Consider the following 13028-nt stretch of genomic DNA (forward strand, 5'->3'; position numbering starts at 1 on the left):
CTTACGAACCATCTACAATTATTTAATAAGGACAAACAAAAAAAGAAGCCATTCTCATATAGTTAGATGAAGTGCGAAGAATTTTTCCGTACATAAGGGAAAATGAAACAAAAAAATATTTTCAAAATTCAAGGGGGGTGAATCCAATTCCTCTGGTCGTCAGAGCAACCTTTAATGCAACTGGGGCCATTACTTTTACCGGAAACACTCTTGGTCTAAGTCGTTCCGAAGTTGCAGGAGTTCCCGGAACCTCAGACAGTATAGGCGCTTTCATTACAACGGATACCTCTCAGCAGTATGGTACGTATCCAGTGGGAACGACGAGCAATTACTTAAATAATCGATCTGCGGCTGTTCTTGTTATTCCTGCAGGCAGTACAGTGCTTTATGCAGAGCTTATTTGGGGCGGAACCTATATTAATGGAACCGTGAATCTAAGCGCAGCTATTAATAATCCAGTAACGTTTATTACCCCTCTTACTACTGCCAGTGTTTTACCTGATTCTGCGACAAGCAATACGTTTGATCTTGGCGGAGGCGGATTTGGTTATACACGTTCTGCTAATGTTACTACTCTTGTACAATCTGCTGGGGCTGGCACCTATTCCACTGGCGGTGTAGTAGGCACCATTATTATTCCCGGTGACTCCACTGCTAACCATGCAGGCTGGACGCTTGGAGTCATTTATCAGAATCCAACCCTTCCCTTTCGCAATATGTCCCTTCGCGCCGGCGCTGTACTTGTTCAAAGCACTTCTGCTGCAGTCAATACAACGATAACAGGCTTCGCTACTCCCATTTCCGGAGCTTTAGGCGGAAGAGCTTTGTTCAGCGGACAAGAAGGAGATGCGAACCGAACAGGAGATCAAGCATTATTTGGCCCAACAGCAGCGAACTTAGTCGCTTTATCGGGTCCTAATAATTTTGCTGCAAATTTTTTCGCATCTCAAATTAATAATAACGCTGGTGTTCTGGATACAACTGGAACGTTCGGCAATCGTAATCAGACAAATGGAGCGCCCGGTACGAATATAGTGGGAGGACGTCAAGGCTGGGATATTACAAATGTAGACATCTCCGCTCGTCTAACTAATAATCAAAACTCCGCAGTCCTTTCATTAACTACATCCGGCGACGCCTATGTTTTAAATGCAAATGCCATTCAAGTAGATATTAACTCACCGACAATTAACGTCGTTTTGAGTGCAAATGCAACCGGTCCAACCATTGGAGATACCGTTACCTACTCAGCTACGATCAGTAATACTGGAACAGCGAATGCCGCAAGCATTGTACTGACAGATTTGCTGCCTTCCGGAATGACCTTTGTACCTGGCAGTGTAACAGTAGCTGGCGTTTCTAAGCCAACCATTGACATCAGAACCGGCGCATCACTAGGCTCATTAAATTTGGGAACTTCCATCACCGTAACTTATCAAGCAGTTGTCACTTCATTACCCGCTACTCAACAGTTGCCTAGTACAGCAAATGCAGCCTTTACCTTTCAAAGCGTTGCTGGAGGACCCATTATTACCGGTGTAATTCCTTCCAACACCGTCACTTTGCCCGTATATGCACCCGCTTTAACGATGGTCAAAAGTGCAAGTACTGCAAATGCCACAGTCGGTAATCAAGTAACCTATACATTACTCGTATCCAATACAGGAAGCTCGGCTGCTGTCGTTACAGTGAGTGATAATATACCAGCTGGAACGACTTTTATTCCTAATACCTTTCGTGTAAATGGAACCATCGTAACGGGAGCCAATCCGCCGACAGGCGTTTCCATTGGGACGGTAGCAGCTGGCGGATCTTCTACTATCACGTTTCAAATTCAAGTCAATTCTTTGCCTTCGCCGCCCCAGCTTGTGAATCAAGGAACAGCCACCTATACGTACCAGCCTCCTGATGGGAGAATATTCTCAGGCTCTTTCTCATCGAACACCGTAACCGTCCCGGTGAGGCTTCCTAATGTGACAGTTGCGAAAAGCGCAAATTTCACCGATATTGCAGTTGGAGAAACGCTTACCTATACCGTCATCATAACGAATAGCGGCATCGAGGCCGTTACAAATGTATCCTTAACAGATTCTGTTCCAGACGGATCCGTTTTCACTGTTGGCTCGGTAACTATTAACGGCACAGTCAATTCAACTGCAAATCCAGTGAATGGCATCAATTTAGGCACTTTAGCAGCAAACAGTACGATTACGGTTAGATTTGGTATTTCCATCATCTCATTGCCCGCTTCCGGCACTCTCGTCAATCAAGCTTCTGTATCATACAGCTCAGGGGTATTCACAGGACGTTCATTATCAGGCAATGTAACAACACCTGTCTATCAGCCTATTTTAACGATTGCAAAAAGCGGAACACCAAGCAGTGCTACTGTCGGCGATACATTAACCTATTCCTTTATTGTTCGAAATAATGGAAATATCGCCTCCGTGGCTACACTTGTTGATCATTTACCAAACGGCTTAACCTTCGTACCCAACAGCGTCATCGTAAATGGCATCAGTCAGCCAGGCGGGAATCCCCAAGTCGGAGTATCACTTGGAAGTCTAGCTCCTGCTGCTGTTCTGACTGCTTCATTTCAGGCAACACTTGATACACTGCCCTCGCCATCAACATTGGTTAACCAAGCTTCAATCAGCTATTCCTATCAATTACCGAGCGGTCGAAGCTTATCTGGCAGTGTCCTCTCCAATACCTTAACGACACCAGCATCCGCTCCCAATGTTTCTCTGACAAAATCCGTTAATTCAACCGCGGCTACAATCGGTGATTTATTAACCTTCACGCTAGTCGTCAAAAATAACGGAATCGAAGCGGTTACGAATTCAATTGTTTCGGATTCAATCCCTGCTGGTACTATGTTCATTACTGGCAGCACTACTGTGAATGGCACACCAACAGCTGCAAATCCAAACTCGGGGATTTCGATTGGCACTATTGCTCCAGCAGGTGTAATTAACATAACCTTTCAAGTGCAGGTTGTATCGTTGCCTAGTCCGGCTGTAATCAGTAATAGAGCAAGCATCGGCTACAAATCTGGAACCTTCAATGGCACGTCTACATCAGACAATATTTCCATACCCGTTCTTTTGCCCGCTATTAGCATAGTGAAATCAGCAAGTACGAATAGCGCAACGATCGGCGATACGTTTACCTACACCTTGAACGTCACCAATAGTGGAAATACGGGAGCAAATGTTACACTCACGGATAATATTCCGAATGGTACGACTTTTGCAACTAATAGTGTACTCATTAACGGGAATCCCTTTCCTGGTCAAAGCCCTCTAACTGGCATCTCATTAGGAAATATTGCTGCCGGAGTTTCAACTGAAGTCAGCTTTGTCGTGACCGTCACTTCATTGCCGACGCCGCAGCTTCTTGTCAACCAAGCATCAGCGCTTTATGACTACAACATGCCGGATGGTCGTCAAATCGTTGGAAGCTCCATGTCCAACTCATTATCCATACCGGTATCACCACCAAATGTGTCCGTCATTAAGTCGGTATCACCAGCACTTGCAGTCACAGGAGACAGCATTACTTATACCTCAGTCATCAAGAACAATGGAATTGCCTCCGTAAATAATATTTTTCTATTCGATCCATTAGCTGTTAATCTTTCCTTCATTAGCGGAAGTGTGTTAGTAGGCGGCATTTCCCGGCCAGATGTTGATCCGTCTGCCGGTATACCAATCGGTACCTTGGCCCCTGGCGCTTCGGCTACCGTAACATTCGAGGTGAGAGTAACGATGGCCATACCTTCACAAATTACAAACCAGTCCACCGTCAGCTTTACAACTGGAGCGTTCTCAGCTTCCTCTTCATCCAATTCAACGACGACTCCAGTCATTCAGCCGCAGATCTCTTTGGTATTAAGCAGTGATAGCGCAATGGAAACACTAGGAGATACCACTACCTATACTGTACTCGTAAGTAATACGGGTAACCTTGAAGCTTTGCTAACCTTAACTGATTTATTGCCTAATGGAACAACCTTCTCTCCTAACAGCGTCGTAGTAGGCGGCACTCCGCATCCTGGAGAATCTCCGGTTACGGGCATCAATGTGGGTTCCGTTTCACCTGGCGCGACGATCGCAGTTACCTATTCAGCCATCATTACATCACTTCCCAACCCGCAGGTGCTGGTCAATCAAGCGACAGCTACTTTCACATACAGCCCTCCTGATGGCAGAACATTAACAGGGACTGCACAATCCAATGTCTTATCTGTTCCGGTATCTGCTCCTAACGTAAGTGTAGTGAAAAGTACAACAGCAGTTGATGTCGCTCTAAATGATATCATCACGTATACAATTGCTGTGACTAACACCGGTATTGATGCTGTTACTAGTGTCCTATTAACGGATTCAGTTCCTGACGGCGCTGCTTTCATTGCTGGAAGTGTTACGATAAACGGAGCTGCCTCACCGGGTGTTCCCGCATCAGGTATATCATTAGGTACCCTGCCGCCTTCTATTACGACTACCATTACATTTCAGGTAAAAGTCATATCCATTCCGTCATCGGGGTTTATAGGCAATCAAGCTAGCATTACCTTTACATCAGGTGTTTTCTCCGGAACAGCGATTTCCAATCTCGTGAACACACCCATGTATCAACCCCTTATAGGGCTGGCCAAAAGTGCGAATACGATAAATGCAACGTTAGGCGACCGTGTTAGTTATCAAATAAATGTTAGTAATACAGGAAATTATGCTGGATTAGTTACCGTAACAGACAATATTCCCGCCGGCACCGTGTTCGATCCTAACAGTGTTATTGTAAATGGTCAGCCGCTTCCCGGTACTGATCCCACTTCAGGAATTAACATAGGTGCGGTTGCACCGAATACGACGATTCCCGTTATCTTTTCGGTCATTATCACCACATTACCGAATCCACAGCAGCTATCCAATCAAGCAGCTGCAAGCTTTACGTTCACAACACCTAGCGGGAGAACGCTAACCGGAAGTGCAAGCTCCAATTCCGTTGTCATATCGGTCTCCGCTCCTAACGTATCCGTTGTAAAAAGTACGACCTCCACAGCCGTAGCTATTGGAGATGTAGTGACTTATTCCATTTCCATTCAAAACAGCGGCATCGAATCAGTCAATAATGTTATTTTCACTGATCCATTGCCCGTAGGAAGCGCATTATTACCTGGCAGCGTAATCATAGATGGCGTTTCGAGACAAACTGCAAATCCAGCTGCAGGAATAGCCTTAGGAACCATCCCTCAAGGAGTCACGGTTAACGTATCCTTTAAAGTAACGGTCATATCTTTGCCAACTCCAGCTCCAAGTCAGTTAATCAACCGGTCATCCGTCAGCTTCACTTCAGGCGTGTTCTCCGGGGTTACATTCTCTAATACAATTGTGGTTCCTGTGTATCAACCTATCCTCTCAGGCATTAAGAGTGGGAGCACTAATAATGCAACCGTTGGGGATACGATTGTATATACAATTGCTGTGAATAATACAGGAAATTATGGAGGGAATATAACCCTAACTGATACAATTCCAGCTGGAACGAGTCTTGTTCCTAATAGCGTCATTGTTGACGGACAGCTCATCCCAGGAGCCGATCCGGCATCCGGCATATCAATAGGAAACGTTACGACTTCTTCAACCGTCATGTTCTCTGTGCTCGTGAACGCTTTGCCAGCAAATCAACAGCTTCTTAATCAAGCGTCTGCTACCTATTCATTCACCCTCCCAGATAATCGCACCTTAAACGGATCATTCAGTACGAATACCTTAAGCATTCCAGTTTCAGCTCCTAACGTGGTAGCTGTTAAAAGCACTTCCGTTATGGATGCCATTGTTGGTGATACGATAACTTATCAATTAGCAATAACGAATAGCGGAATCGCAACAATAAATAATGTACTTGCAACAGATCCAATACCAGCTGGAGCTTCCTTCAAAACCGGAAGTGTAGTCATTGACGGCATACCAAATCTATCCGCAAACCCGGCAGTAGGTGTTTCGATTGGTTCGATTGCACCTGGAGTAACTGTCAACCTTAATTTTGACATAGTGATCACTTCCCTACCTTCACCAGCCTCACTTAGCAACAGAGCTGCTGTAAGCTTCACTTCAGGCGCATTCTCAGGAACTTCATTCTCAAACACTGTCGAAACTCCTATCTATGTGCCAATCTTATCTATAATCAAGGCAGCAGACACTTCAAATGCAACAGTTGGTGATACGATTACCTACTCTCTTTCGATTGCTAACACAGGAAATATTGCAGCCGCTGTAACCGTAGTGGATACCGTCCCTACAGGTGCCGCATTCGTACCGAATAGTGTGCAAATAAACGGTATTCCGCAGCCTGGCATAGATCCATCGAGCGGCATTCCAGTCGGAAATGTCCTACCTGGGACAGCGATAATAGTCGTCATCTCCCTTCAAGTCACGGTAGACGCACTTCCGTCACCGCAAAGACTTGTCAATCAAGCAACAGCAAACTATAGCTACTCGCCTCCGGATGGTCGCGTCATCACTGGAACTATACTTTCGAATATTTTGACCATTCCCGTCTCGGCTCCAAACGTTTCTGTCACAAAAAGTGTTTCTGCCGTCGATGCTGTTGTTGGAGACACAATTACGTACACCATTGCGATCGCAAATAATGGTATTGAGACTGTCAACAATGTTATTCTCGTCGATCCCGTTCCGCCGGGCACATCTTTCATATCTGGCAGTGTTACGGTCGATGGCGCTTCAAGGCCAACAGCCAATCCTAATTCGGGCATTACAATAGGTTCAATAGCGCCTAATGTGAGCTCTGCCGTGACATTCCAGGTTCTGGTTATATCGATATGAGTCAGCTTTCTGATGCCAATCCTACTTTACAAAATCAATCACTCGTACAATTTGCTTCAGGAAGCGCTGAGTTAGTCACCTACTCTAATACTGTAAACACTTCCTTAATCGGTACTCGCATTCTCATTGACAAGAGAGCCTTCGAAACTGAGGCTTCTCTTGGGAGTACGATAACGTACGAACTGGTGTTAACGAACATAGGCAACGTTACGGGAAGCGTTACACTTATTGACCATCTGCCGATAGGCACATCATTTGTCGCCAATAGCGTCATCCTGAACGGGAATCCTATACCTGGTTCTAATCCTGATAATGGAATTGCAATTGGATATTTAGCACCCCAGGGGAGCTCTCGCATCCTATTCCAGCTCATTGTTACCTCGCTACCGAGCAGTTTAGAGATTACGAACACAGCTCAGGCAGATTCCACTTTCCAAACGTCAGAGGGGCGTACAATAACGTATACGACCTATTCCAATTCCGTACGTACTCCAGTTAATCCTACAGCTGTTTCCGTCCATCATGGCGCCAGTACAACTCAAACCTTTATTGGAGATATCATTACATTTGATTTAACGATCTACAATGAAGGAAATCTGAGTTTAAATGATGTTTTTGCCTATATTACGATACCTGCCGGCTTCTTATTTATAGCCGGCAGCGTAACGATAAACGGTATTATTACTACAGGAGCCGATCCTAGATGGGGGATATCGCTCGGCACATTAAGAGCCCAAACCACGACCTTGATCACCTATCGAACACAAACAACAGCAGATGCAGAGGAATTATCTGTAAGCCAAGGACTTGTTCAATATGCGGTATCAGGCACATCAGCCAACATGGAGTCTAATGAAGTGATGATTACTTTGATAGACCCTGAAATTAACTTGGAAAAAGCGGTCAATCGGCATCAGGCTGTCCCTGGCGATATTTTAAGCTACAGGATTCGTATCACAAACGATCAGATCATTGCCGTCGATGCCGTATTGGAAGATATACTTCCTCGGGGGCTCACACTAGTAAAAGACAGCTTGAAGCTTGATGGCGTACCGCAGCCGGGTACCATGTTAGAAGATGGTCTAAACCTCGGTACACTTATCGGTCACTCTATGCATCTTGTCACATTCGATGCTGTAATTCCTTCACTTCCTTCATCTCTTAATAAGCTAACGAATGTAGCGAAAATTAGATATACATTCCGTTTAACAGATGGCCGTATTATTAGCAGCACTTCAATCTCTAATGAAGTCTCTACTCAGGTCTTGACCCCTATTATTCAATTGACAGCAACGGTCGTTCCGCGAATAGTCGATTCCGGTGATAAGATTACAATAACGGCTTACCTCACAAACAGGGGCAATCTGCCGGCCAACGTTACTTTTTCAAGTTTGTTTCCTTCAAACGTCCACTTGCTGCCCGCCACCTTCCGAGTGAATGGTCAACGTCCAATTACATCAGCCTATGACGGCCTTCAAAGCTGGCTGCTCGGTATCGTGAATCCTGATGATGAAATTCAAATTGTATATTCAGCTATCGTGACTGATAGCGAAGCAACCGAAGAGATCATCGGTTTTGTTCGAGCAGCTTTTACATTTGAGGTTGACGATCGAAGCTTTGCAGGAGATACGACCTCCAATGCATTAGTCGTGAAAGTTATTGGCGACGATGAGTAAATATCGAAGAACCCGATTAGACCATCTCATGGTTCAATCGGGTTTTATATTTGAACAAAAAAAGACCCTTACCTTCTACGGCAGGGTCATATGAGATGCTGTTTCCATCACACAGATGTAATGATGCCTCGATTGCAGTTTTTAGCGTACATAAGAATGGATTCATACTGAGTCTTGGCAATGCGACGGTCAGACATCGGAAGCTGCGGGTTTTTGACTATCTCAGCTAACTTCTTAAGCTCCTGCATTTCTTCAGAGGTCACTTTGACCGTGATTTTTCCCACGCGTGCAACCCTCCTAAAGGTTTTATTGTAAAAACCTATTTTGTTACCCGTACGGTATTATACGCAAATCTCTTATAAAATTGCATGTTATTTTGGTGTCGTTCGCGGATTTTGCTCCTCCATTTCCTCTGGGAACAAATCGGCGAACTCTTTATTCTGTTTGCCTTTCAAATAGGATAAACCTGCATAACCTGCCAATAAGGAGCTGCTTACGACCGTAAAATTGTCGGTGGTATTCGCCATTTCAAGCGCTGCTTTTGCCAGAATCCCAGTCCCAATCGCAATGAGGAGATCGCCAAAAAATCCAAGATCAAAAAAAATCTTTTTTTTCGCATTACGATGATCTCTTATGCCAATTACGAATATCAAGAAGTAATACAAACGTTGAAACCATTTCACAAACCAGTTGGATGAAAAGTTTAACCCTTCCTCATCATATTCAATGACCAGCTTTGGAAGCTCCACGATACCATTTTTCACAAAATGACCGATAAGACCCCCGATCAAGCTCATTGATACGGGTAATCCGAATACATCAATAAACTGAGAAACGTTTGAAATGATCATCGGCATCGTACCACCCTTCATGAGAGATCGGCAGCATCTGAATTGCACTACTTCAACTTTATGTTGCAAAAGTACGATTCATTCAAAAGAATTGACTAATTCCCCTTTTCCTATCTATAATTACGATGGCAAGCTTATGTAAAAATATATTGTCTGAGGTGGAGTAATTGAGCACTTACAATGACGAGAATGTCACCAATTTAATAGAAGTCTTTCATAAATTCAGCAAAGCGGACTGGCGCAAGAAAAAATTATGGGGACTGAAAGCCAGTGAAGTTCGCCTTTTGATATGCGTAAAGAAAAGTAATGATGGGAATGAAAGCGGCATTAAAGTCTCAGAGATCAGCAAAGGCTTGCAGGTCACTTCACCTACCGTTACGCAAATGATTAACAGTTTAATTGATGCTGGTTATGTCATCCGCTCAACGGATCCCAATGATAGAAGAATGACGGTAATCACACTTACCGAAAAGGGCGATGAGCTTGCTCAAAAAGCAATTGAAGGCTATTACAACTTATTTTCAGGTATGTTTAATCATCTTGGAAAAGAAGAAAGCGATCATTTAATCCGCTTATTGAACGACGTATTTCAATATTTCGAAACCGTCAAAGAAAAAAAAGAACAATAAAAAAAGGATTCATTTCATTGCATATGCTGCAATAAAATGAATCCTTTGATACGGGAGCCCCTCTTATTGATTAATTAAGAGCTGGCTCCTTTTTTAATTTGTCTTTTTGTTCGTCATCCGACTTCACTTTCATATCATTTGAAGTACGCAAAGGAATTTCCTTCAAGAAACAAACGAGAATAAAAGCAACGACGAGCAAACTCATTCCAAACAAGAATACAACTGTAAGTGAATCACTCAATACCGAACGCACCATCTCAATAATATGAGTAAATAATGGTTGGATATCTTCAGGCAAGGTAGCATGCAGTTCCTTCAGCTTCGGTTGATCGAGAAGCATTTGTGGATTAAGAAAGCTTGTTAATTGTGCAGCTGTTTCAGGATCTACAGTCGATAGATCAGGACCTTTGCCTCCTGCTACTGCTGCTTCAAGCTTACTTGTCATGGTTGAGTTCATGACAGTACCCATTACCGCGATTCCAATTGTACCGCCTAAGTTTCGGAACAAAGTAGCTGTTGCTGTCGCTACACCAAGCTCAGTTGGCTTAACCGCATTTTGAACCGTTAGCGTAAACACCGGCATCGATATCCCTAACCCGATTCCGAATACGATCATACTGGCAACAGCGACGCCAACGTTATTCATGATGGACATCATCAGCATACCTACTACCATGAAAGGCATACCCGCTAAAGCAAACCGTTTGTATTTGCCTGACTTTGAAATCCAGCGACCTGACAAGGTACTCAATACGATCATCGCAATGGACATCGGCATGTTAACGAACCCTGATTTTGTTGGAGAAATGCCGAGCACGCCCTGCACGAAGAACGGCAGATACATCATTGCGCCCATCATGCCCGCATTCATTAGGAAACCAATGGAATTGGAAACCGTTACGATGCTGTTTTTAAACATAGATAAAGGAAGCACAGGACTTTTGGCTTTCCGTTCGATCATTAAGAAAATAATCAACAAAACAATTGCCGATGCAAACAAGCTTATAATTTCGACTGAAGCCCATTCATACTTCGTGCCTGCCCATGAGAAGCCGAGCAGCAAAGCAATGATGGTTAAGGAAAGGAATATCGAACCTAAGTAATCGATCTTTTCTGTAACCTTGCGTTGTGTTTTTGGAAACATTGACCAAATCATTCCGAAGGCAATTATACCTAGCGGAAGAAATATCCAGAAAATCCACTTCCAAGCGATGTGATCGACCATAAAACCACCAAGTGTTGGTCCGATGACACTCGAGAATCCGAATATGGCCATCATGATACCCGTCCACTTCGCTCTTTCCCTAGGAGCAAATAAGTCCCCTACTGCTGTTACAGTCGCGGACATTAGAATACCGCCGCCCACACCCTGTATACCTCGGTAAGTAATCAATTGGAATACTGTCGTTGAAGTACCGCAAAGGAAGGCACCAATCATGAACAACACTATCCCTGATAACAAAAACGGCTTACGTCCATAAATATCGGATAGCTTACCGACAAGAACGGTTGCAATGGTGGAGGTGAGCAAATAAATGGTAATAACCCAAGTGTAATACTCGATTCCTCCTAAAATTGCAATAATTCGCGGCATTGCCGTACTTACGATCGTCTGATTGATTGCAGCGAAAAACATAGCCGCCATCAAAGCAATCATGATCGTGACTTTCTTTTTCTGAGTCAATTGCTCCATATGCCCTGCACTCCTAAATTTCTCAAATTATTGTATATGATTGCTTGTAACCTGCCTGGAAAAATTCCGTAGGTTACCAATCCATTGTATGATAATACAATAACTTTAGTACTAAAGCAATAGTGCTCATCTCTCTTGTTCACCCTTTATTTAATCGATTACCGGGAACCAACCAGGTGTATGAACGATAGCTTTCCAAAGGTTATCTGGAATAACTAAGCGCTCTTGATCCGCTTTGCTGAGTGAAGTTCTGATCTCTTCCTCACGACCATCAATCACTTTCTCAACCCAGTCTGGCTCTGTTATGATTTCTCTGCCGAGCGCAATTAGCGCTACTCCCGTTTCTAGCGCCTTTACAGCATCATCAGGTGTATGGATGGAACCAACTCCAATGACTGGCACTAAGTGACCTACCCGCTCTTGTATCCATTCCATCCTTGTTTTACTCTCATCCGCACCACGTCTAGGCGTTGACCAGAAATCAAGAAGAGATACATGCAAATAATCAACATCTTTTTTGACGAGCTCATCCACCAATCTAAATGTATCCTCCATCGTAATACCTGGAGTAGTAGCCTCCTCTGGAGAGAAACGATATCCGACTAGGAATGGTTCAACAGCATGCTCTTCGACAACTCGCTTTACTTCATCTACAAGTGCAAGGGGGAATTTCAATCTTTTCTCAATATTCCCACCCCACTCATCATCACGTCTATTGGAATGCGGGGAGAAAAATTGTTGAACGATGTAGCCATTGGCTCCGTGAATTTCAACACCATCAAAGCCCGCTTCAATAGCACGTTTAGTTACTATTCCAAAATCGCGAATAATTGATACAATTTCTTCGTGACGTAATTCTCTTGGCACCACTCCAGCATTTTGCTCGGATGCAACCGCGCTGGCGCTAACTACATCACCATTAGGCACGAGGTCTGGCGGACATTCTCTGCCACCGTGAAATATTTGCAATACTGCCTTTGCACCCTTTGCTTTGATAGCAGCAGCTAAAGACTTCATGCTTGGGATCATTTCATCGCTTGCACCAGAAAACTCCCCATTGAATCCTTTTCCATTCGGAGAAACATAAATACAAGCCGTGATAACCATACCGACACCGCTTGATCTGCGCATATAATAGTTCAGTTCAGCCTCTGATACCGTACCATCAGGATGGGAAGAGAAATTGGTCATAGGTGCCATTACGACACGATTTTTTAATTGAACACCATTCTTAAAAGCAAAGTTCTCAAACAAGGGATTATAAGCAGGTTTCATCATTTTTTATCTCCTCTTACTTTATTAAAAAGCAACAGCAAACTGTAACTTTT

General features: G+C 43.9%; 7 protein-coding genes. 3 read left to right on the forward strand and 4 right to left on the reverse strand.

The window, feature by feature from the left end:
• The first annotated feature begins 137 nt into the window (after nt 1-137).
• Nucleotides 138-6851, forward strand: coding sequence for a DUF7507 domain-containing protein (locus tag AC0YOD_RS25050; RefSeq protein ID WP_475802066.1), 6714 nt, complete (start codon nt 138-140; stop codon nt 6849-6851).
• Nucleotides 6848-8527, forward strand: a complete 1680-nt coding sequence (locus AC0YOD_RS25055; protein ID WP_475802067.1) for a hypothetical protein — start codon at nt 6848-6850, stop codon at nt 8525-8527. Before AC0YOD_RS25050 ends, AC0YOD_RS25055 begins: the two co-directional genes overlap by 4 nt.
• A 107-nt stretch (nt 8528-8634) precedes the next feature.
• Here the strand turns inward: AC0YOD_RS25055 and AC0YOD_RS25060 are convergent, their stop codons facing one another.
• Both AC0YOD_RS25060 and AC0YOD_RS25065 read right to left on the reverse strand, forming a co-directional pair.
• Nucleotides 8635-8811, reverse strand: a complete 177-nt coding sequence (locus tag AC0YOD_RS25060) for a hypothetical protein (RefSeq protein WP_475802068.1) — start codon at nt 8809-8811, stop codon at nt 8635-8637.
• An 87-nt stretch (nt 8812-8898) separates the two neighbouring features.
• Nucleotides 8899-9399, reverse strand: a complete 501-nt coding sequence (locus tag AC0YOD_RS25065; protein ID WP_475802069.1) for a hypothetical protein — start codon at nt 9397-9399, stop codon at nt 8899-8901.
• 146 nt (nt 9400-9545) lie between these two features.
• On the opposite strand from AC0YOD_RS25065, the gene AC0YOD_RS25070 reads away from it, so the two are divergent.
• A complete protein-coding gene (locus AC0YOD_RS25070; protein WP_475802070.1) occupies nt 9546-10007 on the forward strand; it encodes a MarR family winged helix-turn-helix transcriptional regulator in 462 nt (153 codons plus the stop codon).
• A gap of 70 nt (nt 10008-10077) precedes the next feature.
• On the opposite strand, the gene AC0YOD_RS25075 is transcribed toward AC0YOD_RS25070, so the two are convergent.
• Entirely contained in the window at nt 10078-11700 is a 1623-nt protein-coding gene (locus AC0YOD_RS25075) for an MDR family MFS transporter (protein ID WP_475802071.1), read from the reverse strand.
• A gap of 150 nt (nt 11701-11850) precedes the next feature.
• Nucleotides 11851-12975 carry an NADH-dependent flavin oxidoreductase gene (locus AC0YOD_RS25080; protein WP_475802072.1) on the reverse strand — a complete coding sequence of 375 codons (1125 nt, stop codon included), beginning with the start codon at nt 12973-12975 and terminating at the stop codon, nt 11851-11853.
• Between the last annotated feature and the right edge of the window lie 53 nt (nt 12976-13028).

Source organism: Paenibacillus sp. J31P13, assembly GCF_056269295.1.

Excerpts from the sequence above, each read along its gene's own strand:
- AC0YOD_RS25055 (WP_475802067.1), top strand. The coding sequence starts at position 6,848 with ATGAGTCAGCTTTCTGATGCCAATCCTACTTTACAAAATCAATCACTC.
- AC0YOD_RS25075 (WP_475802071.1), bottom strand. The coding sequence starts at position 11,700 with ATGGAGCAATTGACTCAGAAAAAGAAAGTCACGATCATGATTGCTTTG.
- AC0YOD_RS25065 (WP_475802069.1), bottom strand. The coding sequence starts at position 9,399 with ATGAAGGGTGGTACGATGCCGATGATCATTTCAAACGTTTCTCAGTTT.
- AC0YOD_RS25080 (WP_475802072.1), bottom strand. The coding sequence starts at position 12,975 with ATGAAACCTGCTTATAATCCCTTGTTTGAGAACTTTGCTTTTAAGAAT.